Source organism: Sulfitobacter sp. M13 (assembly GCF_053474885.1).
Genome location: NZ_CM130281.1, coordinates 2,086,896 through 2,111,383, shown reverse-complemented (window position 1 = coordinate 2,111,383; position 24,488 = coordinate 2,086,896). Strand labels below are relative to the sequence as shown.

General features: G+C 58.1%; 27 protein-coding genes and 1 tRNA gene. 17 read left to right on the top strand and 11 right to left on the bottom strand.

Annotated features, from left to right (window positions below; all coding sequences use genetic code 11):
- The first annotated feature begins 132 nt into the window (after positions 1–132).
- The 4 genes from ACVBAU_RS10105 to ACVBAU_RS10090 all read left to right on the top strand — a co-directional run bounded on the left by ACVBAU_RS10105 (position 133) and on the right by ACVBAU_RS10090 (position 2,226).
- On the top strand, positions 133–369 hold the full coding sequence (locus tag ACVBAU_RS10105; protein WP_448326117.1) for a hypothetical protein: 237 nt from the start codon (positions 133–135) through the stop codon (positions 367–369).
- A 34-nt stretch (positions 370–403) separates the two neighbouring features.
- Complete coding sequence (locus tag ACVBAU_RS10100) at positions 404–895, top strand: hypothetical protein (RefSeq protein WP_448326116.1); 492 nt, start codon at positions 404–406, stop codon at positions 893–895.
- A 78-nt stretch (positions 896–973) separates the two neighbouring features.
- Entirely contained in the window at positions 974–1,180 is a 207-nt protein-coding gene (locus ACVBAU_RS10095; RefSeq protein WP_448326114.1) for a helix-turn-helix transcriptional regulator, read from the top strand.
- Entirely contained in the window at positions 1,177–2,226 is a 1,050-nt protein-coding gene (locus ACVBAU_RS10090) for a tyrosine-type recombinase/integrase (protein WP_448326112.1), read from the top strand. The genes ACVBAU_RS10095 and ACVBAU_RS10090 overlap by 4 nt, the downstream gene beginning before the upstream one ends.
- Positions 2,227–2,316: 90 nt before the next feature.
- Here ACVBAU_RS10090 and ACVBAU_RS10085 read toward each other — a convergent pair.
- Positions 2,317–2,400 (bottom strand) — tRNA-Leu (locus ACVBAU_RS10085).
- A 124-nt stretch (positions 2,401–2,524) separates the two neighbouring features.
- Here ACVBAU_RS10085 and ACVBAU_RS10080 point away from each other — a divergent pair.
- Positions 2,525–3,103 carry a YqaA family protein gene (locus tag ACVBAU_RS10080; protein ID WP_335743988.1) on the top strand — a complete coding sequence of 193 codons (579 nt, stop codon included), beginning with the start codon at positions 2,525–2,527 and terminating at the stop codon, positions 3,101–3,103.
- A complete protein-coding gene (locus ACVBAU_RS10075; protein WP_448326110.1) occupies positions 3,103–3,570 on the top strand; it encodes a disulfide bond formation protein B in 468 nt (155 codons plus the stop codon). Before ACVBAU_RS10080 ends, ACVBAU_RS10075 begins: the two co-directional genes overlap by 1 nt.
- 21 nt (positions 3,571–3,591) lie before the next feature.
- Here the strand turns inward: ACVBAU_RS10075 and ACVBAU_RS10070 are convergent, their stop codons facing one another.
- The gene (locus ACVBAU_RS10070) at positions 3,592–4,029 is read right to left on the bottom strand and encodes an Lrp/AsnC family transcriptional regulator (protein WP_138923386.1); all 438 of its coding nucleotides are present in this window, start codon (positions 4,027–4,029) and stop codon (positions 3,592–3,594) included.
- A gap of 111 nt (positions 4,030–4,140) precedes the next feature.
- On the opposite strand from ACVBAU_RS10070, the gene rocF reads away from it, so the two are divergent.
- Both rocF and ACVBAU_RS10060 read left to right on the top strand, forming a co-directional pair.
- On the top strand, positions 4,141–5,061 hold the full coding sequence (gene rocF, locus ACVBAU_RS10065) for an arginase (protein WP_138923387.1): 921 nt from the start codon (positions 4,141–4,143) through the stop codon (positions 5,059–5,061).
- 22 nt (positions 5,062–5,083) lie between these two features.
- On the top strand, positions 5,084–6,133 hold the full coding sequence (locus ACVBAU_RS10060) for an ornithine cyclodeaminase (RefSeq protein WP_448326107.1): 1,050 nt from the start codon (positions 5,084–5,086) through the stop codon (positions 6,131–6,133).
- 14 nt (positions 6,134–6,147) lie between these two features.
- Here the strand turns inward: ACVBAU_RS10060 and ACVBAU_RS10055 are convergent, their stop codons facing one another.
- Together ACVBAU_RS10055 and dksA are read right to left on the bottom strand one after the other, a co-directional pair.
- Complete coding sequence (locus ACVBAU_RS10055; protein ID WP_448326106.1) at positions 6,148–7,317, bottom strand: FAD-dependent monooxygenase; 1,170 nt, start codon at positions 7,315–7,317, stop codon at positions 6,148–6,150.
- 112 nt (positions 7,318–7,429) lie between these two features.
- Positions 7,430–7,864, bottom strand: a complete 435-nt coding sequence (gene dksA, locus ACVBAU_RS10050) for an RNA polymerase-binding protein DksA (protein WP_138923390.1) — start codon at positions 7,862–7,864, stop codon at positions 7,430–7,432.
- 152 nt (positions 7,865–8,016) lie between these two features.
- Between dksA and ACVBAU_RS10045 the strand changes: the two genes are divergently transcribed.
- From ACVBAU_RS10045 to ACVBAU_RS10020, 6 genes are all read left to right on the top strand, one after another.
- Positions 8,017–8,856, top strand: a complete 840-nt coding sequence (locus ACVBAU_RS10045; RefSeq protein WP_138923391.1) for an AAA family ATPase — start codon at positions 8,017–8,019, stop codon at positions 8,854–8,856.
- Between the two features lie 338 nt (positions 8,857–9,194).
- Positions 9,195–10,559: a DUF2927 domain-containing protein gene (locus tag ACVBAU_RS10040; RefSeq protein WP_138923392.1), complete on the top strand. Its 1,365-nt coding sequence runs from the start codon at positions 9,195–9,197 to the stop codon at positions 10,557–10,559.
- A gap of 18 nt (positions 10,560–10,577) precedes the next feature.
- Positions 10,578–10,751, top strand: a complete 174-nt coding sequence (locus ACVBAU_RS10035; RefSeq protein WP_093732157.1) for an apolipoprotein acyltransferase — start codon at positions 10,578–10,580, stop codon at positions 10,749–10,751.
- A 3-nt stretch (positions 10,752–10,754) separates the two neighbouring features.
- Positions 10,755–11,942: a vWA domain-containing protein gene (locus ACVBAU_RS10030; RefSeq protein ID WP_138923393.1), complete on the top strand. Its 1,188-nt coding sequence runs from the start codon at positions 10,755–10,757 to the stop codon at positions 11,940–11,942.
- Positions 11,943–12,025: 83 nt separating this feature from the next.
- Positions 12,026–12,451, top strand: a complete 426-nt coding sequence (locus ACVBAU_RS10025; RefSeq protein ID WP_448326102.1) for an OsmC family protein — start codon at positions 12,026–12,028, stop codon at positions 12,449–12,451.
- 110 nt (positions 12,452–12,561) lie between these two features.
- Positions 12,562–13,245 carry a M48 family metalloprotease gene (locus ACVBAU_RS10020; protein ID WP_448326100.1) on the top strand — a complete coding sequence of 228 codons (684 nt, stop codon included), beginning with the start codon at positions 12,562–12,564 and terminating at the stop codon, positions 13,243–13,245.
- Here the strand turns inward: ACVBAU_RS10020 and ACVBAU_RS10015 are convergent.
- The 5 genes from ACVBAU_RS10015 to ACVBAU_RS09995 all read right to left on the bottom strand — a co-directional run bounded on the left by ACVBAU_RS10015 (position 13,242) and on the right by ACVBAU_RS09995 (position 18,931).
- A complete protein-coding gene (locus ACVBAU_RS10015; RefSeq protein ID WP_448326098.1) occupies positions 13,242–13,787 on the bottom strand; it encodes an RSP_2648 family PIN domain-containing protein in 546 nt (181 codons plus the stop codon). The two genes, ACVBAU_RS10020 and ACVBAU_RS10015, sit on opposite strands and share 4 nt — an antisense overlap.
- On the bottom strand, positions 13,784–15,013 hold the full coding sequence (locus ACVBAU_RS10010; RefSeq protein ID WP_335743983.1) for an RSP_2647 family RNA methyltransferase: 1,230 nt from the start codon (positions 15,011–15,013) through the stop codon (positions 13,784–13,786). The genes ACVBAU_RS10015 and ACVBAU_RS10010 overlap by 4 nt, the downstream gene beginning before the upstream one ends.
- 57 nt (positions 15,014–15,070) lie before the next feature.
- A complete protein-coding gene (locus ACVBAU_RS10005) occupies positions 15,071–15,700 on the bottom strand; it encodes a DUF6778 family protein (RefSeq protein ID WP_335743982.1) in 630 nt (209 codons plus the stop codon).
- A gap of 148 nt (positions 15,701–15,848) precedes the next feature.
- Positions 15,849–16,121, bottom strand: coding sequence for a hypothetical protein (locus tag ACVBAU_RS10000; protein ID WP_335743981.1), 273 nt, complete (start codon positions 16,119–16,121; stop codon positions 15,849–15,851).
- On the bottom strand, positions 16,118–18,931 hold the full coding sequence (locus ACVBAU_RS09995) for a bifunctional [glutamine synthetase] adenylyltransferase/[glutamine synthetase]-adenylyl-L-tyrosine phosphorylase (RefSeq protein WP_448326095.1): 2,814 nt from the start codon (positions 18,929–18,931) through the stop codon (positions 16,118–16,120). The genes ACVBAU_RS10000 and ACVBAU_RS09995 overlap by 4 nt, the downstream gene beginning before the upstream one ends.
- 227 nt (positions 18,932–19,158) lie before the next feature.
- Between ACVBAU_RS09995 and ACVBAU_RS09990 the strand changes: the two genes are divergently transcribed.
- From ACVBAU_RS09990 to ACVBAU_RS09980, 3 genes are all read left to right on the top strand, one after another.
- Positions 19,159–19,566, top strand: coding sequence for a DUF2852 domain-containing protein (locus ACVBAU_RS09990; RefSeq protein WP_448326093.1), 408 nt, complete (start codon positions 19,159–19,161; stop codon positions 19,564–19,566).
- A 69-nt stretch (positions 19,567–19,635) separates the two neighbouring features.
- Positions 19,636–20,082 carry an RDD family protein gene (locus ACVBAU_RS09985; RefSeq protein WP_093733899.1) on the top strand — a complete coding sequence of 149 codons (447 nt, stop codon included), beginning with the start codon at positions 19,636–19,638 and terminating at the stop codon, positions 20,080–20,082.
- Between the two features lie 66 nt (positions 20,083–20,148).
- Positions 20,149–20,970, top strand: a complete 822-nt coding sequence (locus ACVBAU_RS09980; protein WP_138923402.1) for an arginyltransferase — start codon at positions 20,149–20,151, stop codon at positions 20,968–20,970.
- Between the two features lie 100 nt (positions 20,971–21,070).
- On the opposite strand, the gene ACVBAU_RS09975 is transcribed toward ACVBAU_RS09980, so the two are convergent.
- Positions 21,071–23,425 carry a TRAP transporter large permease gene (locus ACVBAU_RS09975; protein ID WP_448326091.1) on the bottom strand — a complete coding sequence of 785 codons (2,355 nt, stop codon included), beginning with the start codon at positions 23,423–23,425 and terminating at the stop codon, positions 21,071–21,073.
- Between the two features lie 15 nt (positions 23,426–23,440).
- The gene (locus tag ACVBAU_RS09970; RefSeq protein WP_448326089.1) at positions 23,441–24,409 is read right to left on the bottom strand and encodes a TRAP transporter small permease subunit; all 969 of its coding nucleotides are present in this window, start codon (positions 24,407–24,409) and stop codon (positions 23,441–23,443) included.
- Between the last annotated feature and the right edge of the window lie 79 nt (positions 24,410–24,488).

The window sequence follows — 24,488 nt, the reverse complement described above, 5'->3', positions numbered from 1 at the left end:
GCTGGCTGCGTCATCCCGATCATAGCACGCGCCGCTCGACATTGTGCTGGTGTGATTTCAACATTTTCTGTTGACGCCATAAGTGCCCTTCCTATATCAACATTTAATATTGATAATCTAACATAGGACGCAATGACAATGAAAAACCATACGCGTGCTGACGCAGTAATCCTGCCGTCAGGTCAAGTTGAAAAAATAGCCCAGCTCGCCCTTGTCGGCCAAGCTGCACTGAATACCAATTTAACCGACCCACATGTTAGTGAGGCGGTCGCGACACTGTTCGAGGTCATCACAAATATTAGCGATGACCTGTTGAATGACCTCCAACGACAAGATGCAAAAACGATGTTGACAAAAGCGCCCACCTGAGCACATATTAAAAACTACTCAGGAGGGCGCTTTTATGAATGGGCTTGATAAAAAAATCAGATTTTCGAACGTTGCGAATGCAATTGACCTAACACCAAAGGCGTTCCGGAACTGGCTACAGAGGTACGAGCTCAACCTTTTGAGCGATCACAAAACACGTGGCTGGACTGAGTTTACCATGGGTGACGTTGCCGTGCTGGCAGTCACCCGTGAACTGGTGCGGTGGGGGGTTAACGTGGAGGACGCCAACATGATGGCTTATATCGTTCTAAGCCGCAAAGCAGAGCTGCTGCTGGAATATCGTAATACCCCTGCAGATGCTCTACTTGCTGCGCTGCAAAAAACAGTATTTTTCCTTCATTCACCCGGTCATGCCGACGGCCCATTCTTAGTAACCGAACCGCAAGATGAAGGGTTTTCGGAGCGCGATCATGTAACTTCCCTGAGAGTTGATGCGCAAAAGTGTGTCGCAAATGCCTTTGCGCAAATCGACAGCACAATCGGCACCTGGATTAAAAGTGTTTAGAATGTCGCGTTGGGCTGAATTAAAGCAGGATGAGTTGAGCCCCGCCGCCGTCCGTATTTCGGATGCGAAAGCATAATCATGTCCAAACTCGCGCCTCTCTTTGTTGACGAAAAAAATGCCGCGCACCTACTTGGGTTGAAGCCTGATGAGTTTCGCGGGCTGGTACAAGACGGTGTTCTGCCCAAGGCGCTGAACTTGGGGCGCTATCCGCGATGGGACGTTGAACAGCTACATACAATCGCCCGTGGCCATGCGGCACGGCCCTCACAGGACTTTGAGTTTTGAGCTACCGCCGGCAGAAACCAAGAATTGTTAAGCCACGCCTGAAATGGGTCTGGCGCGCCGCGCGTAATGAGTGGGAACCAAACCACCTGACAACGTGGACGGAGGGCGGAAAGCGCCTTTCCCGGCAGATTAAGTTGGATTGGGCTGGCGATGCGAAGCAACTAGATCGCCTTTACTGGGCATGTGAATCTGGGATGCATGATGCTCAAGTAGCGCCAGCCCGGTATACATGGGGCGAAGCGATTATTGCTTGGCGAAAAGATATCCTGATCCAGGAGAAGTTGGCAGACAGCACTAAGAAAAGCTACCGCCTGCCCATGGATACAATCATGGAGAAGAACGGGCATAAAGATATTCGACAAACGACCCGCGCTGCTGTTCGTGCATCAATGGCAAAGTACGTTGAAACACCACGTAAGGCCACACGGTTTGCTCAAACTATCAGTCTCCTTTGGAACTTCGCAAAGAAAGAACTCGATTGGCCGCTAGGATCGAACCCTGCGGAGGGCTTGGGGACTAATCAGCCAAAGCGGCAATATGAACCTTGGCCGGATTGGATGGTCGACGCGCTGGCAAGTGCGCCCCTCAATGTTCGGACTGCGGCGGAGCTTATCCTCGGGACGGGACAGCGGCCCAGTGCCGCAATATCGATGCGCCGTGATCACTTCAATGGGGAATGGATGAGTGTGCGTGATGAGAAGGGAAACCAAGAATTTGAAGTTTTCTGCCCGCAAAAGCTGCGAGCCTACATAGAGGCCCTACCAAGACGCGGAACGCACATTATTGCAAAGAACCTAAATCAGCCGGTCGGATATGATGCAGTCGAAAAATCATTCCGGCGCTGGCGAAAAGGACTAGGCGACAACGCCCTGCCCTATTCACTTCACGGCCTGCGTAAGCTTGCGATCATCCAATTGGCCGAAGCGGACGCGACTGATGCTCAAATTCAAGCCATTACGGGGCAAAGCGCTCAAATGGTCGCTTATTATAGATCTAAGGCAAGCCGCCGAAAACTTTCGAAAGCTGGGCAGGAGCGCAGAACATGAAAAAGAAAACAGACCGGAAACAAAACATGACTGTAGGACTCCCATGTGGGACTCACTACAGTCATGTTGCCGATAAATCGGCTAAGCCCATGGTACCCAAGGCCGGACTCGAACCGGCACGCCTCGCGGCGGGGGATTTTGAATCCCCTGCGTCTACCATTCCGCCACTTGGGCACAATGGGGGTCTGTTACCGTGCAACGCGCCCCGCGGCAAGAGCAATTTTACCGCTTTTGCTTGACCCCGTTCGATTGTTCTGGTGTTGCCAGTTGACGGACAACCTTTACCGGAGAAAACAGTATGATCCGACGGCTTTATGACTGGGTTCTTGGCCTGGCGAACCATCCACACGCACTTTGGGCGCTTGCGGTTGTCGCGTTCCTCGAAAGCTCGGTTTTTCCTATTCCACCGGATGTGTTGATGATCCCGATGATCCTCGCTCGCCCCAGCCGTGCATGGTTGATCGCAGGGGTTGCGCTTGTGGCGTCGGTTTTGGGCGGGATGTTGGGCTATGCCATCGGGGCGCTCGCGTTTGAACAGTTGGGACAGCCGATCCTCGCCAGCCTTGGCAAAGGCGACGCGATGGCTGAATTCTCGACGCGGTTTAATGATGTCGGTTTTTGGGCCGTGCTTGGCGCAGGGGTCACCCCCTTCCCGTACAAGGTAATCACAATCATGTCTGGCTGGACAGGGATGCCGCTGGCGACCTTTATCGTCACCTCTATCCTCGCGCGTGCGCTACGCTTCTTTATCGTCGCCGCGCTGCTGTGGAAATTTGGCGCACCGATCCGTGACTTTATTGAACGCCGCCTGCCTTTGGTGTTTACCGTATTTGTCGTGCTGCTGTTCGGCAGCTTCTTTTTACTGAGGTATCTGTGATGACCCGAAACACCTATGTCCTGGTCGCCACGCTTGGCTCTGCGGCGTTGCTGCTGGGGGCGTTCGGCTTTCAGCATATCGGCGGCTACGCCCCGTGCAAAATGTGTCTCTGGCAGCGTTGGCCCCATGCCGCGGCGATTGTTATCGGGGTGATTGTGCTGTTCGGCGCGCCGCGTGCATTGATCTGGCTTGGGGCCCTCTCGGTGGCCATTACTGGCCTCATCGGCGTCTATCATGCGGGGGTCGAATGGAAATATTGGCCCGGTCCGTCGTCCTGCACAGGTGGCGGCATGGATTTGGGCACCATGAGCGGGAGCGACCTGCTGTCCACAACAGCGCCTTCCGGTCTGGTCATGTGCGACGCTATCGTCTGGCAGTTATTTGGGCTTTCCATGGCAGGATGGAACGCCGTCGCATGCGCCGTACTGCTGGCGTTCTGGGTCTCTGCGGCGCGCAGTTCTCGCTAATATATCCGGCAGGTCGCCGCGCTAAACGGCGACCTGCCCCGCCTTGCGGGTCTTTAGCAACAAGCTGGTTTCGCTGGCGACCACCCCATCAAGCTTGCGAATACGGGCCAGAACCTCGTCAAATTCCTCGAGCGTTTTGGTCCCGATTTCAACAATCACATCCCACCGCCCATTGGTTGAATGCACCGCGCGCAGCGGCGCCATGCCGGCAAGCGTACGCGTGATACGTTCCGTCCCGCGGCCTTCGATTTCGATCATCATCAAGCCGCGCACGGGATCCGCCCTGACATCCGATCGTGTAACGACAGTAAATCCCAAAATCTCTCCGTTTTGTTGCAACCGCGCCAGTCGCGCGCGCACCGTGGTGCGCGACAGCCGCAAGGCAGTGGCAAGATCAGAAAGCGAGGCCCGCGCGTCATCGCGCAGGGCTGCCAAAATTGCTTCGTCCGTATTGTCCATAACCCCTGCCCGAATTGGATAGTTATTCTCCGATTTGGTCACTTTAGTCGATTGTTGCTGATCATACCAACCAGATAATCTGCACGAAACTCGGAATAAAGGACCGCTTGTATGACTGGACAAAACTGCATTCTTCTTGGCGCGCCGCTGGACAGCGGCAAACGTCGTCTGGGCTGTTTGATGGGCCCCGACGCATATCGTACAGCTGGACTGGCACGCGCCCTGACCGATCTGGGCCATGATGTCACCGATCGCGGCAACGTGGCCCCCGCAGCGTTCACCCCCGGTCAGCACCCCAAGCTGCACGCGCTTGAAGAGACCATCGCCTGGACTCATAGTCTGGCTGACGCCACCCAAGCGGCCCTGCAAGACGGCACACCCATCATCATGGGCGGCGATCATGCGCTGGCGTCCGGCACCGTTCTGGGCGCGATGCGCCATGCGCAGGCGCAGGACCGTCCGCTGTTTGTGCTTTGGCTGGATGCCCATAGCGATTTCCACACGCCCGAAAGCACCGACAGCGGCAATCTGCATGGCACGCCATTGGGCTATGTCACGGGCCGCGAAGGCTTCGACGCTTTCCCTGATCTGCCCTATGCCCTACCGCATGACAATATAGCGATCATCGGGCTGCGTTCCGTCGACGCCGCCGAACGTGCTGCGTTGCAAGAAACCACCATCCAGCGCGTCGACATGCGCGAGATTGATGAAACCGGCATCGCCACGCCACTGAACACCTTCCTTGAAAAGGTCGCCGCCGCGAACGGGATGCTGCATGTCTCGCTTGATGTGGATTTCCTTGACCCGTCCGTTGCGCCTGCTGTTGGCACAACCGTCCCCGGCGGTGCGACGGTACGCGAAGGTCATCTGGTCATGGAGATGCTGCACGACAGCGGCCTCATGACCTCGCTTGATCTGGTAGAGTTAAACCCGTTTCTGGACGAGCGTGGCCGCACTGCGCAACTGATGGTTGATCTGGCCGCCTCTGCCTTTGGCCGCCGGGTTTTCGACCGCCCCACCCGTGCATATTGATTTGACTGAAAGGCTCCCTGGCATGACCAAGCTGACCCCCTCCGACAAAGCGCTGGTGCCCTTTGTATCCGTCGACAACATGATGAAGCTGATCCATCACATCGGGTTAGAGCCCATGCTGATTGGCCTCGGCGACTATATCGAGGCTGACTTCAAACGATGGGAGCTTTTTGACAAAACGCCCCGCGTTGCCAGCCACTCGGAACAAGGTGTGATCGAACTGATGCCGACCTCGGATGGTGAGGTGTACGGGTTCAAATACGTCAACGGTCACCCCTCGAACACCGCCGAGGGCTTGCAGACCGTGACCGCCTTTGGCCTGCTGGCAAATGTCGCCAATGGATATCCGGTGCTGCTGTCCGAGATGACAATGCTAACCGCACTGCGCACTGCGGCGACGTCGGCGGTGGTGGCGCGGCTGCTGGCCCCCAAGGGCGCGCATGTCATGGCGATGATTGGCAACGGGGCGCAGTCCGAATTCCAGACCCTCGCGATGAAGGCCATCGTTGGCATCGACGAGGTGCGTTTGTATGACATCGACAAAGACGCTACCGCCAAATGTGCGGCGAACCTGCAAGGGCTGGGGCTTAAGGTCGTCCCCTGCGACACCGCCGAAGAGGCCATGCTGGGCGCGCAAATCGTCACCACCTGCACCGCAGATAAACAATACGCCACCATCCTCACCGATAACATGATCGGGAGCGGCATCCACATCAACGCCATCGGCGGCGATTGCCCCGGCAAGACAGAATTGGCCCCCGCGATCCTGCACCGCGCAGGGATCTTTGTGGAATACTCCGAACAGACCCGTATCGAGGGCGAGATCCAGCAGCTTGAACCGGACCATCCTGTTACGGAAATCTGGCAGGTGCTGACCGGTCAGGCGCAGGGGCGCACAGATGACAAGCAGATCACCCTGTTCGACAGCGTCGGCTTCGCGATCGAGGATTTCTCGGCGCTGCGGTATGTGCGCGACCAGATCAAGGCGACCGATCTATTTGATCCCCTTGACCTGCTGGCCGACCCCGAAGATCCGCGTGACCTTTTCGGGATGCTCCAACGCGCCAAGTAACTGGCAAAACGGGGCTATCTCGGCGCGGTCACATCATGGCGGTATAGCCAGTTGAACGCGCCGACCATCGCCCCGGGGGCAAGGGTACTGGCCACCTTCAATCCTAGATGGGCCGCTGTCCGTACCGCACCGGGGCGCAGGTGATAGCGCGTGGCGTTACCTGCCGCCGCCTTGATCACCCGGCGCACGCGTGGTTCGCGTAGGGTCTGGTAGCGGCTTAGCGCATGGTCTGCTGGGTGGTTCAACACGGTGTCAGCCAACACCCACGCGTCCTCTAGCGCCATGTTCGCCCCTTGGGCGAGGAACGGCAGCGTCGGATGCGCAGCATCGCCAAGCAACGCGACCCCGCCCTGATGCCACGTCTGTGCCACGGGATGTAGATGTAGCCCCCAAAGCGTGCAGGTCTCAACCGCGTTGATCATTGCCTTAGCACGCCCGCCAAAGCCTGCGAACGCCTGCTTTAGGTTGGCCGGATCGTCAAAGCAGTTCCATCCTTCGGCAGCCCAGCTGTCCCGCTCTTCCACCGCGACCAGATTGACCAGTCCTCCACCACGTAAGGGGTAGCTCACCAGATGCCGCCCCGGTCCCATGGTCACATGTGCCTCGTTCGGATGGTCAAAGGTATTGGGCACGACAGCCCGCCATGCCACCTGTCCGGTGAACTCTGCCTGATCTAAGCCATTCAAAACGGCGCGCGCGCGGCTATGAATGCCGCTGGCATCCACGATCAACTCGGCCCGTCGGCGCGATCCGTCTGTGAGGCACAGCTGCGGCGTGGCACCGGGCGTCACCTCTGCCACCTCGACGCCCAGCTCAATCGACACATTGCCTCGTTTGGCAGCCCCCAGAAGGATATCCACCAGATCGGCACGATGCACAAACATATATGGGTACGCACCCTGCCCGCGCATCAGGTCCAGCCGTGCGACACGCGTGCCTGTCTTATAGTCCTGCAACACGACCGCCTGCCCCCGCACGGCGGCGCGTTCGGTCAGCTTGGATTCGAGCCCCATGGCGCGCAGTACCGCGATGCCGTTTGGACTGATCTGCAAGCCCGCGCCAACCTCGGTAATCGCGGGGGCCTGTTCAAGTAGAGTGACGGCCATGCCCCGACGTGACAATGCCGCCGCTGCGGCCAGCCCGCCGATCCCACCACCAATTACAATCGCGTTGCTGATACCCATGTTACCAAGCCTGTCTTGCCAGCTTCATACACAAAAGCGCCGGGCTCTCACCGCGACGCTTTCATTATTGTTCTAGTGCGAATGTCATCATACGCGATCCGCCTGCAGGCGATCAATCGTCGCGGTGGACTTTCTCGCGGCGCTCGTGCCGCTCTTGCGCCTCAAGGCTCATTGTTGCGATTGGACGCGCATCCAGGCGTTTCAGCGAGATAGGTTCACCCGTGACAGAGCAATACCCGAATTCACCTTCGTCAATGCGGCGCAGCGCCCCGTCGATCTTGCTGACCAGCTTGCGTGCGCGGTCCCGTGTGCGCAGTTCAAGCGCGCGGTCCGTCTCTTCGGAGGCGCGATCGTTCACATCTGGGATATTCCGTGTGCCGTCCTGCAAGCCTTCGATGGTATCGCGGCTTCCCGCCAGCAGTTCGGATTTCCAATTCAGTAGTTTGCGTCTGAAGTATTCAACTTGCCGATCATTCATGAACGGTTCGTTTTCGGCGGGTGTATAGCCATCCGCCAAAAAAACTTCCTGCTTCATATCATTCCCCATCGCGGTCTTTAATCCCTGTCATGAAGGCGCGTCTCCCGACATCACTCCCGTGGCGTGCATCTAACGCAGCGTTAGCGGATTGTCACTACACAATGCTTATGTTTGTTGGTTTAAGGACCAAGAATAGCGCGTTGAAGAAGGTTGAAAACAAGATGAAATTCCAAGGTACTCAAGATTACGTTGCCACAGATGACCTCACGATTGCGGTGAATGCGGCCGTGACACTGGAACGACCTCTGCTTGTAAAGGGCGAACCGGGTACAGGCAAAACGGAACTTGCGCGTCAGGTTTCCAATGCGCTTGGCCTGCCGATGATTGAATGGAACATCAAGTCCACGACTCGGGCACAACAAGGCCTGTACGAATATGACGCCGTCAGCCGTCTGCGCGACAGCCAGCTTGGCGAAGAGCGCGTGCACGACGTGAAAAACTACATCCGCAAGGGAAAGATGTGGCAGGCCTTCGAAGCGGAGGGCAAGACGGTGCTTTTGATCGACGAGATCGACAAGGCGGACATCGAATTCCCCAACGACCTTTTGCAAGAGCTCGATAAGATGGAGTTTTTCGTCTATGAGACCGGCGAAACGATCAAGGCGGTGAACCGCCCCATCGTGATCATCACCTCAAACAACGAAAAAGAGCTGCCCGACGCCTTCCTGCGCCGCTGCTTCTTCCACTATATCCAGTTCCCCGAGATGGACACACTGCGCAAGATCGTCGAAGTCCACCACCCCGGCATCAAAGATGCCTTGCTGACTACCGCATTGACCCAATTCTACGACATCCGCGATCAACAGGGCCTGAAGAAAAAGCCGTCGACGTCCGAAGTGCTTGATTGGTTGAAACTTCTATTGGCCGAAGATCTGGACGCATCCGACCTGAAGAAAGACGGCAAATCCGCCTTGCCCAAGCTGCACGGCGCGTTGCTGAAAAACGAGCAGGATGTGCATCTGTTTGAACGCCTTGCCTTTATGGCCCGCGCGCAAAAGTGACCGGAAAGGGGCGCGGTACGCCGCGCCCTGACGCCCCTAAAACGATCCCTATTTTTCCACCGCCCCGTTATTTCATGGCGGCCGATGCGATAACTTTACTTGTGACGTTCCGGCAACGATGGTCACAAGCCTGCCTTATTTGTTAACATTTTTCTCTAAATTGACATGCTTGCTCCCTAGAATGGTCGGGATAGCGGGCGAAAAAACACCTGTAATCAGCTCAAAAGGGCAGTCAGGTTTATGATGCATATGATTTTCGCACTGTTCGTGCGCCCCGCGTTGGATATCGTTAAAGTCGCCCGAACGGTCTTTACGTCTGTCGCAGCGGGGGCGCGTCCATGAAAAAGATCCTCCTGTTGCCCCTCGTGCTGGCGGTCAGTGCCTGTGTTCCGGCCTCGCACCCCGGTGTGGTCACCCGCGCCGCGATGGAGCCCGCCTCGACGTCCTCCCTGCCCGCGATGAAACGGTTCACCCTGCACCAGGCCCTGCCCGCGCCTCGATCCAACAACGATTTGTCACTTGATTTCATCGAGCTGTCGTTCCGTATGGAAAGCGGCAAGGAGCTGCCTGTTTTCACCCGTTTCGAAGGCCCCGTCAGCGTGCGCGTCATCGGTGCGCCGCCGCCGACCCTCGGCCCTGACTTGACCGCGCTGATGAACCGTTTGCGGCAAGAGGCCCGCATCGACATCAGCCCGACAACCAACCCGGCAGCCAATATCACGGTCGAAGCCGTCAGCCGTCGCACCATCAGCAAGGTGCTGCCGCAAGCCGCCTGTTTCGTGGCTCCCAATGTCAGCAGCCTTGATGAATATAAGAAAGTCCGCCGCACAGCGCAGACCAACTGGTCACTGCTGAAGACCCGCAGCCGCGTCTCTATCTTCATCCCCAATGACGCCAGCCCCCAAGAGGTCCGCGACTGCCTGCACGAAGAGCTGGCCCAAGCCCTCGGGCCGCTGAATGATCTCTACCGCCTGCCGGACTCCGTCTTTAATGACGACAACGTGCATACCGTGTTAACCGGCTTTGATATGACAATTCTACGCGCCTACTACGATCCTGCGCTGCGGTCCGGCATGACACGGGGTCAAGTGGCCAACGCCCTGCCCGGCATTTTTGCACGGATCAATCCCGGCGGCACCTCGACCCAAGCACGGTTTGTGACCCGCACCCCACGCGAATGGAACGCCGCCGTTCAAGGCGCTCTTGGCCCCGGCCGGTCTAGTGGTCAACGTCAGGACGCTGCCTATAGCGCCATTAAGATCGCGCAAAGCCTTGGCTGGCAAGATCACCGCCGCGCCTTCGCCCATTACGCAATGGGCCGCGCCTTGCAATCTGGTGACGCCGAAGCCGCGCATGAACAGTATAAGATGTCCGACCTGTTCTACGCCCGCACCCCCGGAACGGACCTGCACCGCGCCTATGTCGCGACGCAACTTGGGGCTTACTCTGTCTCCAAGGGTCAGGGTGCCGAAGCGCTGCGTCTGATCGCCCCCCATATCAACACCGCCCGCTTGCGCGAAAATGCCGCCTTGCTCAGCACCCTGCTGTTGCTGCGTGCCGAAGCGCTCGAACTGGAAAATCGCGCGGCCGAGGCGCAGGCCGTCAGGCTGGACAGTCTGGGCTGGGCACGGTACGGATTTGGCTCTGACTGGGCTGTGCGGGCCAAAATGCGCGAGATCGCGTCGCTTAACCCGCTCAAATAAATAGCGAAACGGGTTAAAATGATCGTCATACTTCTCGCCGTGATCGGCGCTGTTATCGGGGGGCTGACCGCCCGTAAACGCAACGGAAACCGCAAGGATATTGCTCAATACGCGGTGGGCTTTGCGATGGCCTTTATCATCGTCGGCATGATCCTTACAGTCGTTCTGGACCGAGTCCTAACCGGAGCGTAATATATGTTTCTGCCGTTCTTTGAGCAACTGCGCCAGCATAAGGTGCCTGTGTCCATGCGCGAGTTTCTGGCCTTTCTCGATGGTATGTCGGCCGGGCTTGCGACCTATGACGTAGACGCGTTCTATTATCTTGCGCGCACCAGCATGGTCAAAGACGAACGCAACATCGACAAGTTCGACCGCGCCTTTTCGGCCGCGTTCTCTGGTCTTGAAAACATCAGCCTCGACGAGGTGATGGAGGCGGTGGATATACCGCATGAATGGCTGGAAAAGATGGCTGAAAAGCATCTGACCGCGGAAGAAAAAGCCGAGATCGAAGCCGCCGGCGGTTTTGATAAACTCATGGAGACGCTGCGCAAGCGGCTTGAGGAACAAAAAGAACGGCATCAGGGCGGCAACAAATGGGTTGGAACGGCGGGCACCTCGCCTTTCGGCGCATATGGCTACAACCCCGAAGGCGTACGCATCGGCCAGAATGAATCGCGCCATCAACGCGCGGTCAAGGTCTGGGATAAACGCGAATTCAAGAACCTCGACGATTCCGTTGAACTGGGCACACGCAACATCAAGGTCGCGCTAAAGCGCCTGCGCCGGTGGGCCCGCGACGGGGCGAATGACGAATTCGATCTGGGCGGTACGATCCGCGCCACGGCAGAACACGGCTACCTGGACGTGAAAACCCGCCCCGAGCGGCGCAATGCAGTCAAGGTCTTGCTGTTTTTGGACATCGGCGGCTCGATGGACCCGCATATCAAAACTGTCGAAGAACTGTTCAGCGCCGCCAAATCCGAATTCAAACACCTCGAACACTTCTATTTTCACAACTGTCTCTACGAAGGCGTCTGGCGCGACAACCGTCGCCGCTGGACCGAACAGCTGGACACAATGGAAGTTCTGCGCACCTACGGTTCTGATTACAAATGTATTTTTGTTGGCGACGCATCCATGTCCCCCTACGAGATCGCCTATCCCGGCGGGGCCAACGAACATTGGAATGCCGAAGCCGGATCAGTCTGGCTGTCTCGCGCGCGCGAGCAGTGGAACAGCAACCTTTGGATCAACCCGATCCCCGAGAAATACTGGCCCTACACGCAATCCATCAAAATGGTGCAGGAAATCTTTGGACAGGATGCCATGGTACCTATGACCCTCGAAGGGCTCAGCCGCGGAATGAAGACGCTGACGCGGTAATCGACTGCTGCGCCAATACGGGTAGGAACATTTCAACCGTGCCTCGCGTTTCACCAAGAACCCAATTGGTGAAAGGAATTCCTATGATCAAGAAATCAGGCTCCGCAAAATGGACCGGTAACCTCAAGGAGGGCAAAGGCCACGTCTCCACCCAGACCGGCGTGCTCAGTGACCAGCCTTACGGTTTCAACACCCGTTTTGAGGGCAAAGACGGCACCAACCCCGAAGAGCTGATTGGCGCAGCCCATGCGTCCTGCTTTTCCATGGCCCTGTCAATGATCCTCGAAGACTACGACCTGGTCGCGGACAGCATTGAAACCAAGGCCACCGTATTTCTCGAACAAAAAGATGGCGGCTTTCACGTGCCGAAAATCCACCTCGATGTAGAATGCGTGATCCCAGATGCCACGCAAGAGCAGTTTGAAGAGGCGACTAAAACCGCCAAAGAAAATTGCCCGATTTCCAAGCTGATGACCGCAGAGATCACAATGGATGCGAAACTGTCCTGACCTTGACCCAAGGGCCGCGCACGCCGCGGCCCTTGCACTTACCCCTTCACCCTTTTCTCAAATACTCATTCCACCCTTGCACCCCGCGCCCCCCCGTCCATATTGGACATATGATCCGCATCCTCCCCATCGTCCTCGCCGTGCTCTTCGGGCTTGCCATGTACCGCTTTTCTGCGTGGCGCACCGCCAGAGAGCTTGACGAGAAATCGACCGAGCTGCTGGACCCTGCGCTGCGTGAGATGACCTTTAAGCTTGCGAAAGCACTCGATCTGCCGCGGATCAAGGTCCACATCTACGAGGTGGCCCCCGTCAACGGTCTTGCCGCGCCGGATGGGCGGATCTTCATCACCCGTGGCTTTTACGAGAAATTTAAATCCGGTGCTGTCACCGCCGAAGAGCTCGCCAGCGTGGTTGCACACGAGCTGGGACACGTCGCCTTGGGCCATTCACGGCGGCGGATGATCGACTTTTCGGGCCAGAACGCCATGCGTGCTGCGCTTGGCATGATCTTGGGGCGCATTATCCCCGGTGTCGGAATCTGGATCGCCAATATGCTTGCGAGTTTGCTGGCAGCACGGCTGTCGCGTGGCGATGAATACGAGGCGGATGCTTATGCCGCCGCTCTTTTGACCAAAGCAGGCATCGGCATCGCGCCGCAGATCTCTTTGTTCGAAAAGCTCGAAGCGTTAACGCAAAGTAACCACGGGATGTCGCCCGCATGGTTGCTTAGTCATCCCAAAACGGCAGACCGGATCAGTGCGTTGACTGCGCTGAAATCCGCGTGGGACCGCTAACTAAGCGCTTTGGCAAGCCGCGGCAAACGCGCTTTCTTCAACAGCGGGCGCATTTCCCACGGTTGTCCTGATAGGCGGCGCGCTTCTTCCAGAACGGAATCAGCAACCTGCACGATCATCTCTGGCTGGGCCAGCCAGACACCGTGCAGATAGCTATCGGGATCCACCCGTGCCAAGCCTTCTTCGGCCAGAGTGCCACGGGGAAAATCCTTGGCGTTCAGCGTCATGATAATGTCGGCATGGCCGGTGATCGCCGCGGCCAGCACATGCACGTCGTTTTCGTCCGGCAGATACAACCGTTCTGCCACACCGGGGCTTGGGGGGACCTCGGCCTTTGGCCATGCGGCGCGCAGCAAGGCGATCTCTGCGCGGGCCTGTGCTTCGCCCTCGGGGCCAAGCTTGATCGCGGCGCACGCCCATTCCTCCAACAGGCGCGCCGACCACAGCGGTTCAAACACCCCGACCCGCGCAGCACCCATCACCATCTCACGCATGACGGTGGGATAGAGGACGCAGGCGTCGATCAGGATGCGCAGCGTCACGACAGACGGAAGAACAGTGACTTTAGGTATCCCGTTTCGGCCAGTTGTGGCAACTGCGGGTGGTCCGGACCGGCGAAACCGGTGTGCAGCAGCGCCGCTCGACGTCCTGCGCGACCAATGCCGCGCACGGATGAAGTGCGGAACTGCGTCAGATCGACCGCGTGCGAACACGAACACAAGCCTAGCACACCATTCTCTGCGACCAGCTGCGCTGCCAAACGGGCAACACGTTCATAAGCACGCAACCCTGCCTCGAGCGCGGGCTTGCCGGGGGCAAATGCGGGCGGGTCACAGATCACGACATCAAATTCTTCGCCCTCGGCACGCAGGGCGGTCAGAATATCAAACGCATCCCCCTGCCGCGTCGCGAAACGGTCCGATACGCCCATGGCATCGGCACCCTGCTGGGCAAGTTCCAGCGCCGGAGCAGACCCATCGACCGCAACCGCAGAGGATGCGCCATTTGCCAGCGCTGCCAGAGAGAACCCGCCGACATGTGCAAACACATCCAGCACGCGTTTGCCCTTGGACAGGTTGGCCGCAAAGGCGTGGTTGGGGCGTTGATCGTAAAACAGTCCGGTTTTCTGGCCGCCTGTAAGGTCTGCCATATAGGTCGCGCCGTTCATCGGCACGGGCACTGCCGCGCCGGGCGCGTCGCCGTGCAGCACACCGCTAACGTCGTCCAACCCTTCAAGGCTGCGCGTCCGGCCCGATGCGTTTTTCAACACGTGGCGCACGCCGGATTGTGCGACCAGCGCCGCGGTCAGCGCGTCGATATGGACGTCGGCCCAAGCGGCATTCGCCTGAATAACAGCCGTATCGCCAAAGCGATCGATCACGACACCGGGGAGCCCGTCGGCTTCGGCGTGGATCAAACGGTAAAACGGCGCGTCATACATTTGGTCACGCAACTGTACGGCGCGTTTAATATGAGCCTCGAACCAGCTTTGGTTCACCACCGCTTCGGAATTCTGGTCCAGCATCCGGCAGAAGATCTTGGAGGTCGGGTTCACCGCGACCACCCCCATCACCTGACGGGCGCTATCTTCCAGCAGCGCGAGGCTGCCGGGGGTCAACGCTTTGGTGCGTCGGTCGGTGACCATTTCATTGGCATAAACCCAGGGAAACCCGTGCCGGATGGCGCGGGCATTGGCCTTGGGCAGCAGGCGCACCACAGGCAAATCGGAAGGGTCGGTCGAAGCGGGAGGGGAAAGGGGCGTTGTCATACCGCCCCCATTAGTCGGTTCCACACGGTTGGGGAAGCGCAGAGTTCGCCGATACGCTTAATAAGCGGCAAGTTTCGTACGTTTGTAGCTGCCCGGTGTAGACAGCTGTTGTTCAATCGCGCGGGCAAGATCGTGGATCAGCACGGTGTTGTCTGGCTGCGCTTCGGCAATGGGCGGGGCAAAACTGTTCAGTTCGACCGTGACCTGACGGGGCTCGGCCAGCGCCTTGCCATTGCGCGCATCCACCACGGTCAGAATGAATTCGGCCGATGGCACGTCCGTCGCAGACCCTGAGGCGGGATTATGAAAGCGCAGGACCTCCACCTCAAGTGTCGCTGGAACTGGTCCATATGCGGTGACGGCACCCTGTTGGATTGCGGCCTCGAAGATAGCACGGACCTGATCGCGGTGATCGGTATTTGCTGCGTCATGCCAGATGATGTCCGCCGATTGCAGCAGGCTTGTCTCTTGGGCTACACGAAGATGATTGGGTAAAAAGACGTTGGTTTGCTGGATATGAACGGCATCCAACAGCGTATCGGGCTGGTAAGAATTAAGGTTATCCAGCAAAGACATACGGGACGAGGATGTATCATACATCGCATTCCGGCTGGCAATATCCGCCGGTGCACAACCGGACACGGCAGCGGCGCAGACCAAAGCGATCAACAGGTTTTGATGTTTCATATTCCCCTCCAAAAGCTGCCGGTGAATAGGACTGTGCAGCGTTGATATTGTAATGCCGTCCAATTAAGGCGGGAATGGGGCGAGAATGTTCAGAACCTCGGGCAACATTTGGGTATTTCGGCACGTTTGCGTCTTATTGTAATGTTTTCTAGCTTCGGGGACGTGTTTTCCATCCCCCACGCCGTCGCGGGGTGGCCATACCGATCAACCCCTCCTGCATTACGTCGGTCATCGGGTGATCCAGATTTTCTGGCGTGACCTGATCCAGCAACGCACGTAAGGCGGTTTTGGTGTCTGACTCTATCGGCAGGCTCAGCGCCCAATCCAGGAAGATCGACCGGCACTCCGGCGGCGTGATCCCCGGTATGCGGTAGGATTCATAGATCAACCCCTTAGGGTCGTTCAGATCACCTTTGGTCATGGCTGTCCCCTGTCGGCCTTATCAACGTAATCGGCCAATGCTTCGCCAATGATCGCCGCGGCCTGCGCATAGCTCCGGGTCAAATGGTCGTGCAGTTCTTTCGGTGTCTCGACCTCATGCGTGCGACACAAGAACCGCAAGCCCGCCTGCCCCAGAGAATCCTCGCGCAGAACCGACGGTGACAGCAACCGCGTCGCGGCCTGCAAAGCCCAGCACGTGCGATACACCTTGCGCAACACCTCTGCCTGATCGGCACTGACGATATTTTGCTGTTCCGCATGCGCAATGCCGCTGGCGATATCGCGCGCCGTTGTCCCTGCCAGCAACGCACCCGCTTGCGCCAATAGCTCGATATCCTGCAAGCGCCCCGGCCCGTTTTTGGCGTCCCAAATGCCGCCCGCAGCCTTTGCAGCGGCAAGACGCGCGCGCATGGCGGCGACCTCGTGCAAGGTATCGGCGCGGTCGCGCGGGCGTGCGAGCACCTTGTTACACAGCCCCGACACCTCCTGCATCAGGTCATCGGGGCCGGCCACACATTCGGCTCGCGTCAGCGCAAGATGCTCCCAGACCCAAGCTTGCCCCATCTGGTAGCTTTCAAAGCTGGCGAGACTGGTCGCCACCGGACCCTGCGTGCCGGAGGGGCGCAAACGCATGTCCACTTCGTAAAGCTTGCCTTGGGCCATGGGGGCGGTCATCGCAGTGATCATCGCTTGGGTCAGGCGTGCGTAATACAGCCGCGAGGCAAGCGGCCGCTTTCCGTCAGAGCTTTCGACATCGGCGGAATCGTAGACGACAATCATATCAAGATCAGAGGCCGCGGTCAGGCGGCGCGCACCAAGCGACCCCATGCCCACCAATACAGCGCCGCGTCCCGGCGGCGCCCCATGACGCCGCGAAAATTCGTCGATCACCACGGGCCATAGCCCGCGCAAAACTGCCCGCGCGAGATCGGCATATTGTGCGCCCACCGTCGCGGCATCAAGCAACCCGCGCAGGTGATGCACACCGATCCGAAAGTGCCATTCCTTTGCCCATCGACGGCAGGTATCAAGCCGCGCCTCGTAGTCCTCCTCGGCCTCCAACGCTTCTTTCAGGCTCTCGAGCAACCCATCTTCACCGGGCCAATCGCTAAAGAAATCGCCGCCGATCACAGCATCGAACACTGACGCATTGCGCGACAGATACGCCGCCAAGGCGGGCGATGCGCTGACGATATCCACAAGTAAGTCAGACAGTTGCGGGTTGATCTTCAATAAAGAGAATAGCTGCACGCCCGCGGGCAGCCCTCCCAAAAATCCGTCAAAGGCCAAAAGCGCCTCGTCCGGCTTGGTGGCCCGTGCCAGCCGTGCCAGCAGGCCGGGCTTGAGCTCTGCAAACAGCTCAGCCCCGCGGGCGCTACGCAAAGCGGGATAACTAAGCCAACGATCAACAACGGCGGCGTCAAAGACATGTTCGTCAGGGGCGGCAGCCGGTGTAGGGCTTGTGGTCGACCCCGCAAAAAACCCTTCGGTTAATTGGTGAACCTCTTCCAGTCGCCGTTCAAGATCGCTGCGCAGCGCGGGCAGATCCATGTCCATCATCGCGGCCAGACGGTCAAAGCCTTCATCGGACTGTGGCAGCGTGTGTGTTTGCGCGTCGCGGATCATTTGTACCCGGTGCTCGACGGTGCGATGCGCACGGTAATGGTCGCAAAGGGTTTCGGCCGCGTCTGCGGGAATCCATTCCTTTTCGGCCAATACAGCCATGCCTTCGCAGGTACCGCGCACCCGCAGGTCAGGGTCGCGCCCACCCGCAATCAACTGGCGGGTCTGGGTAAAGAACTCGATCTCGCGGATGCCGCCGCGCCCCAGCTTCATATTGTGGCCTGACAGTGAAACCTTGCCCCCCAGCCCTTTGTGTTCGCGAATGGCAAGCCGCATGTCATGCGCATCCTGTATAGCGGCAAAGTCCAGATGCTTGCGCCAGACAAAGGGGCGCAGGACCGACAGAAACTGATCCCCCGCCGCCAGATCCCCGGCCGCGGGTCGCGCCTTGATATAGGCTGCGCGTTCCCACGTCCGGCCAAGACTTTCATAGTATCTCTCGGCGGCTTCCATCGCCATGCAGACCGGTGTGACACCGGAATCGGGCCGCAAACGCAGGTCGGTGCGAAAAACATACCCCTCGCCCGTGAGATCGTTGAGCGTTCCGCTCATGGCGCGGGTGGCGCGCACAAATGCGGTGCGTGCGTCGTGGAAATCAACCGGATCAAAGCGGGTCTCGTCAAACAGGCAGATCAGATCGATGTCAGAGGAGTAGTTCAGCTCGCGTGCGCCCATCTTGCCCATGGCAAGCACGACCATCCCCGCGCCGGTTTCGGCATCCTCTTCGGTCATGCCGGGCAGTTTGCCGCGTTTGATCTGCGCCTTCAGCCCTGCCGTCAGCGCGGCCTGGGTCGCGGCATCGGCGAAATCCGTCAATGCACCGGTCACGTCCTCCAGCGACCAAGCGCCTGCCAGATCGGCCAGCCCCGTCATCAACGCCACGCGTCGCTTGCCCTGACGCAGGTGGCTTGCAAGCTGGTCGGGGGCCACATCGCCTGCGCAGTCGATCACCTGTTGGACTGCCACAGCGGGATCGTCGAACGCCGTGCGACACCAGTCGGTTTCCTTTTGCATCAACGCTAAAAGGTAAGGCGACGTCGACCCTGCCCCCGCAACAAGGGCTGCGATCTCGGGCGGCACATCAGGAAACAGCGCGCGCGCATCCTGCGCCTGATCGGTCGTAAAAATGCGGGGACAGCGGGTGATCTGACTGGCAAGTGTTCTCATATGCCCAGCATTCGCTGGTTACTGGGGCTTCGTCAATGGGCGGAAAGACAGTGCTAAGCCCCAACAAACGCGGCCAAAACCAAATAATGTAAAAAACATTTACATTAAACCTTGCAAAGCGGGCCCAGCATGCCGATCTACTGTAATGTGAAAGGCATTTACATTGCCCACCACCGCACCGGCCCGCAGCGTTCAGGGCCACCACACTCTGACCGAAAGGGAACTTGATGACACAGAGCTATGCACCCTCGTACGCCGCACAACGCAGTTGGCTGGGCCGTGCCGAGGATTTTCTTGACGACAAGGGCAAAGGTGCCTGGATCGCCGCCATGGTTGTCGGCTTTATCGCATTCTGGCCGCTTGGCCTCGCCGTTCTTGCCTATATGATCTGGAGCAAACGCATGTTTAAATCTATGTCTTGCAGCAAACGTGCCCGCCGTGGCGTTGCCACCGGGCGTTCTACTGGAAACGCCGCATTTGACGCCTATAAGGCCGATACGCTTGCCCGTCTGGAAGAAGAGCAAACCAACTTCGAAGCCTTCCTGACCCGCCTGCGCGACGCCAAGGACAAGGCCGAGTTCGACCAGTTCATGGCCGAACGGTCGCGCGATGACGACGATGCGCAAAAGGCCTGAGCCTTGCGTGAAGACAACCGTGCCCTCCGCCTTGGCGGGGGGACAACCATTCTTGAGGGACGAGACATGATGACCCCCACCACCCCTGATCCATTCGACCAGCCCGAATTCTATAGCGGTATTCCGACCAAACGGTTCATGGCATGGGTTGTTGATGCTTTGCTGGTATTGATTGCCAGTGTGCTGATCGTGCCGTTCACTGCCTTTATCGGGTTGTTTCTATTCCCGTTGTTGATGCTAATCGTGGGCTTTACCTACCGTGTTGCTACGCTGGCCAGCGGGTCGGCCACATGGGGGATGCGCCTGTTCGGCATGGAACTGCGCACCGCACGCGATGAACCGCTTGATCTGGCGTCGGCATTTTTGCACACGGCGGGCTATAGCGTAAGCGTTGCCATGATGCCGTTGCAGGTGATTTCGATCATCCTCATCTGTTCTACCTCGCGCCACCAAAGCCTGACGGATGTGATCCTAGGCACGGTCCCGCTGAATCGTCGTGCCGAAAGCGTGAACTGACCCAAACTTGTACTTGGCGCGGTTTGGTCCAGTTGTTAGGATTTCGCGGAACAACAACGGATTTTCATGCGCCATACACTCCCCATCGCACCGCAGTTCTATGTCACTGCACCGCAGCCCTGCCCTTATCTTGAAGGTCGGATGGAACGTAAGCTGTTCACCGCCCTACAAGGAGAGTCTGCGACCAAGCTGAACAACAGTCTGTCGGGGCAAGGGTTCCGGCGGTCGCAGAATGTGCTGTACCGCCCGTCCTGCGCCGATTGCGCAGCCTGTATGTCCGCGCGCATCAACGTGGCCGACTTCAGCCCGAGCAAGGGCCAAAGGCGCACGATCAAACGCAACGCAGGGATAGCGCGACGGGCGACGTCGCCATGGGCCACAGAAGAACAATACGATCTGTTTCGCACCTATCTTGACAGCCGTCATGCGGATGGTGGCATGGCGGATATGGATGTTTTCGAATTTGCCGCGATGATCGAGGAAACACCGATCCGCAGCCGTGTGATCGAATATCATGACAAGCAAACCCGTGATTTGATCGGTGTGTGCCTGACGGACGTGCTCGAGGATGGGGTGAGCATGGTCTATTCCTTCTACAGCCCCGACCGCCCCCGTGACGGGTTGGGCAACTACATCATCCTCGATCATATTGAGATCGCCCGCTCGGCGGGCCTGCCCTATGTTTATCTAGGCTATTGGGTGCCCGGCAGCCCCAAGATGGGGTATAAAGCCAAGTTCTCGGGACTTGAGGTCTATATGGGGGGCGCGTGGCAAAAGATGCGTAACCCCGATGATTTCTCCTCCGATGAGCATCCGCTGAACACCGTTCCAATTGCCGAGCAGGTCGCCAATATCGCGCTGCCCGATCTGAGCCCGACCAGAGGCTGATACGCGACTGCGCTGCGCTTTGAACCGCTTTCATTCTCAATGAAACGAAAAAAGGCACCCCGAGGGGTGCCTTTTGTTTTAGCAGAACCGTGCTGCCCGTTTAGTTCGGAATTAGATCCGGCACAATTGTCACGATCACCGGGAACATCCACAGCAGCGCCAAGGCCCCAACCTGGATCAAGACGAAAGGAATGATCCCACGGTAGATGTGCGACGTGGTCACGCTCGCCGGCGCAACGCCGCGTAGGTAGAACAGCGCAAAGCCAAAGGGCGGCGTCAGGAACGACGTTTGCAGGTTCACCGCGATCATGATCGTCACCCATTTCGGATCAAAGGTGCCGCCATAGATCACCGGCCCGACAATCGGGATCACGATGTAGATGATCTCGAGGAAGTCGAGCACAAAGCCCAGCACAAACAGCACCAGCATCACGATCAAAAAGACTGTCAGCTCGTTGTCAAAGCTTTTCAGCCACTGCTGGATGTAGTGTTCACCGCCAAAGGAGATCACAACAAGGTTCAGCAGCTGCGACCCGATCAGGATGGTAAATACCATCGAGGTCACCTTGGCCGTCTCGCGCACCACGGGGCTAAGCACGCCCGAGGTATAGAGAATCCAGCACGAGAACAGCAGACCGAAGACCGCGTATAGATACGCACCATAGGCCACGAAGAAGGCAAACCAGCCTTCGACGCTCACGCCCTCTTGGTTTATGCGCAGGTCAAAGTTCACACCCACAAGGATGCTGATCAGGATCGCCAGCGTGGACCAGATGATCACCTTGGGTGACCGATCCATATCCTTGAGCTTGCGATACGCCGCCAGCATGATGGCACCACCTGCCCCCAAAGCCGCGGCAGGCGTCGGGTTGGTGATACCGCCAAGGATCGACCCCAGCACCGCAACGATCAGGACCAGCGGCGGAAAGACCACGCGGATCAGTTCGTTACCTGCGCAAAGCTTCAGCGCATAGACCACACCATACATCACAGCCACGAACGGCAGCGCCATCAGCACCACCAATCCACCCGATGACGTTGCAGGGCCAATCAGCAGGATGTCCACCAGCACGGCAAGAACCAGACCAATGCCGCCGATGATCAAGGGGCGCTTGTCCGCCGAAGGTGCCACACCGCGACCCGTCGTCATGACCAAGGCCAGCAGGATCAGGATGATCGCAACACCGGTCCCGATCGGAGCGGCATCAGCGATCTTGTCTGCCTGCTTTTGGGCCAGTGCTTCTTCGGTCAGCTTTTCGCTGGCCTGTTGACCACCCGCGGCTTCGATCCCGGCTTGTTCGGTCACCGCTTGATCCCATGCACTTTGCCCGTGCAGTTCGATCATCGCGGCCTGACAGGCTTCGCCGACGTTCGTGCGCAGGCTGGCGCCTTTCCCGATGTCGCTAAAGCTTGAAACCACTGTCGACTGGCTTCCCACCATACCAAGGTTGCCCAGAACAATCGTCCCGACGATCAGCATGGCCGGCATACCAAGGAACCACGTAAAACCTTCGCCCCGCGTGATGGGTTCGGCATTGGTCGCCCCCATTGGCACAGCAGGCGCTTTTTCAGGGTTCAGCAGCGCGTACACAAAGGCATAGAGCGCATAAAGCAGCGCCAGCATGATCCCCGGAAGCAATGCCGCCTGAAACAGCGTGCCCACAGACACGACCGCAGGCTCGCCCAGATAGGTCAACGCATCCGTACATCCAGCCGAGGTTGCCCGTGCTTCTTGCGCCGCTGAGTACAAGTCACCAGCCAATGTGCCCAACAGAACAATAACAATGGACGGTGGGATAATTTGCCCCAAGGTACCAGACGCGGCGATTACACCGGTTGAAAGCTCGGGCGAATATCCGTTCCGCAACATCGTAGGCAGGGCAAGCAGGCCCATCGTAACAACAGTCGCGCCCACAATTCCTGTCGAAGCGGCAAGAAATGCCCCAACAACTACGATCGACACGGCAAGGCCACCTGGCAACGGGCCAAACACCCGCGCCATCGTGGTGAGCAAGTCGTTAGCAATCTTGGAACGCTCGAGCGTGATCCCCATGAGAACGAACATCAGAACGGCAAGAAGCGTCTCGATCGACTGCCCGGCGAGAACACGTTCGTTCATTCGGTTCACGATAAAGCTAACATTACGATCCAGCGCGACTTCCCACCCTTGGGGGAAAACCGATTCACCAATGAGCGGTAGATCGGGATAGCGGAACTTGGACACCGCGTCGTTGGGAACGCCAGAGTTCACCAGATCACGATACGCTTGGGACGATTGGTCAATCGCCTGATGCACCATCAACCCCGCACTATCGAGCGCGGCAATGATGCCGAAAGAAATGATACCAGCACCACCGATGGCAAAGGCCACCGGAAAGCCGGACAGGATGCCGCCAAAGAGGCAGGCAAAAACAATGATCAGGCCAACTTCGACCCCGTCGAGACCAAATAGCATGGGACGCCCCTTGAATTAATGTGTGCCCTCATAGGCTTCTTCGCCCTCGCCCAACGTATCGCGGTCGAGATATTTATCTGCGCTCTCAGGCCCTTCGCGGAACTCTAACAAAGCACGATAAAAAACTGATATTGCCTGCAAAATCACCATTACGCAGAAGGCGCAAAGCAGGATCTTGAACAGGAAGTAGCCATTGAACCCGTTCGGCGAAAAGCCGATGGTCTCCACATTCCACTTCAACAAACGCGCCTTGCGCAGCAACAGCTCTAGCCGGTCAGATGCCGACGGGTTCGGTGTCACCAGATGGCGCCACAGGAAGAACCAGCCATAAAGCCACGTGACAATCGCGAAGGGGATCATGAAGCAAAGCGCGCCGAGCATGTCGATCACGCGCTTGGTGCGGAACTTGGCACCGGCATAGAACAGGTCAACCCGTACGTGCCCGCCTTGCACAAAGGTGTAAGACACACAAAGACAGACGACCAAGGCGTTGAAAAGCTTTAGTTCTTCGGCAAACCAGCTGATGTCGAATTGCAGCGGAATACCAAAGCCGATAGAGATATCAGGCCGAGTAAAAATGCGCTGCATAAAGACGATGATGATCTGTTGCAGCACCATCAGCAATCCGGCCCACGCAAAAAGACGCCCCGTCGCGTTGGCAAAACCTTCCAGCCCGCGCACACAGGCCCACATAACGCTGCGCTTCCAAATCCCTATGGCCGTGACAATCACCAGCCCGATCAGCAGGACAAAGAACAGCTCTGCCGAGGCACCGTAGTAGATGAACCGCATCAGCGCTTCGCCATTGGACCAGTCCAGCCACATGGACGGGTTCAGCAGCGCTGCAAAGAAATTATAGAGCGCCTCAAGTAGGTTGCCCAGAACAAAGCTGATCAGGTTGCCCTCTTGGAACTGGTCCAAGCAGCTGATTTTGGCCCCTTCCGCCGCGCGGAAAAATCCTGCGCATACTGCATCTTCTGCCATTGATATCCCCCCTTCGCCCGCCCGGTTTCAGCGCGGGCTTGGTGCGAAAATTATCCTCCCTTTGCGTGCCCTGTTTCAG

Excerpts from the sequence above, each read along its gene's own strand:
- ACVBAU_RS10105 (WP_448326117.1), top strand. The coding sequence starts at position 133 with ATGACAATGAAAAACCATACGCGTGCTGACGCAGTAATCCTGCCGTCA.
- ACVBAU_RS10100 (WP_448326116.1), top strand. The coding sequence starts at position 404 with ATGAATGGGCTTGATAAAAAAATCAGATTTTCGAACGTTGCGAATGCA.
- ACVBAU_RS10095 (WP_448326114.1), top strand. The coding sequence starts at position 974 with ATGTCCAAACTCGCGCCTCTCTTTGTTGACGAAAAAAATGCCGCGCAC.
- ACVBAU_RS10080 (WP_335743988.1), top strand. The coding sequence starts at position 2,525 with ATGATCCGACGGCTTTATGACTGGGTTCTTGGCCTGGCGAACCATCCA.
- ACVBAU_RS10075 (WP_448326110.1), top strand. The coding sequence starts at position 3,103 with ATGACCCGAAACACCTATGTCCTGGTCGCCACGCTTGGCTCTGCGGCG.
- ACVBAU_RS10070 (WP_138923386.1), bottom strand. The coding sequence starts at position 4,029 with ATGGACAATACGGACGAAGCAATTTTGGCAGCCCTGCGCGATGACGCG.
- rocF (WP_138923387.1), top strand. The coding sequence starts at position 4,141 with ATGACTGGACAAAACTGCATTCTTCTTGGCGCGCCGCTGGACAGCGGC.
- ACVBAU_RS10060 (WP_448326107.1), top strand. The coding sequence starts at position 5,084 with ATGACCAAGCTGACCCCCTCCGACAAAGCGCTGGTGCCCTTTGTATCC.
- ACVBAU_RS10055 (WP_448326106.1), bottom strand. The coding sequence starts at position 7,317 with ATGGGTATCAGCAACGCGATTGTAATTGGTGGTGGGATCGGCGGGCTG.
- dksA (WP_138923390.1), bottom strand. The coding sequence starts at position 7,864 with ATGGGGAATGATATGAAGCAGGAAGTTTTTTTGGCGGATGGCTATACA.
- ACVBAU_RS10045 (WP_138923391.1), top strand. The coding sequence starts at position 8,017 with ATGAAATTCCAAGGTACTCAAGATTACGTTGCCACAGATGACCTCACG.
- ACVBAU_RS10040 (WP_138923392.1), top strand. The coding sequence starts at position 9,195 with ATGAAAAAGATCCTCCTGTTGCCCCTCGTGCTGGCGGTCAGTGCCTGT.
- ACVBAU_RS10035 (WP_093732157.1), top strand. The coding sequence starts at position 10,578 with ATGATCGTCATACTTCTCGCCGTGATCGGCGCTGTTATCGGGGGGCTG.
- ACVBAU_RS10030 (WP_138923393.1), top strand. The coding sequence starts at position 10,755 with ATGTTTCTGCCGTTCTTTGAGCAACTGCGCCAGCATAAGGTGCCTGTG.
- ACVBAU_RS10025 (WP_448326102.1), top strand. The coding sequence starts at position 12,026 with ATGATCAAGAAATCAGGCTCCGCAAAATGGACCGGTAACCTCAAGGAG.
- ACVBAU_RS10020 (WP_448326100.1), top strand. The coding sequence starts at position 12,562 with ATGATCCGCATCCTCCCCATCGTCCTCGCCGTGCTCTTCGGGCTTGCC.
- ACVBAU_RS10010 (WP_335743983.1), bottom strand. The coding sequence starts at position 15,013 with ATGACAACGCCCCTTTCCCCTCCCGCTTCGACCGACCCTTCCGATTTG.
- ACVBAU_RS10005 (WP_335743982.1), bottom strand. The coding sequence starts at position 15,700 with ATGAAACATCAAAACCTGTTGATCGCTTTGGTCTGCGCCGCTGCCGTG.
- ACVBAU_RS10000 (WP_335743981.1), bottom strand. The coding sequence starts at position 16,121 with ATGACCAAAGGTGATCTGAACGACCCTAAGGGGTTGATCTATGAATCC.
- ACVBAU_RS09995 (WP_448326095.1), bottom strand. The coding sequence starts at position 18,931 with ATGAGAACACTTGCCAGTCAGATCACCCGCTGTCCCCGCATTTTTACG.
- ACVBAU_RS09990 (WP_448326093.1), top strand. The coding sequence starts at position 19,159 with ATGACACAGAGCTATGCACCCTCGTACGCCGCACAACGCAGTTGGCTG.
- ACVBAU_RS09985 (WP_093733899.1), top strand. The coding sequence starts at position 19,636 with ATGACCCCCACCACCCCTGATCCATTCGACCAGCCCGAATTCTATAGC.
- ACVBAU_RS09980 (WP_138923402.1), top strand. The coding sequence starts at position 20,149 with ATGCGCCATACACTCCCCATCGCACCGCAGTTCTATGTCACTGCACCG.
- ACVBAU_RS09975 (WP_448326091.1), bottom strand. The coding sequence starts at position 23,425 with ATGCTATTTGGTCTCGACGGGGTCGAAGTTGGCCTGATCATTGTTTTT.
- ACVBAU_RS09970 (WP_448326089.1), bottom strand. The coding sequence starts at position 24,409 with ATGGCAGAAGATGCAGTATGCGCAGGATTTTTCCGCGCGGCGGAAGGG.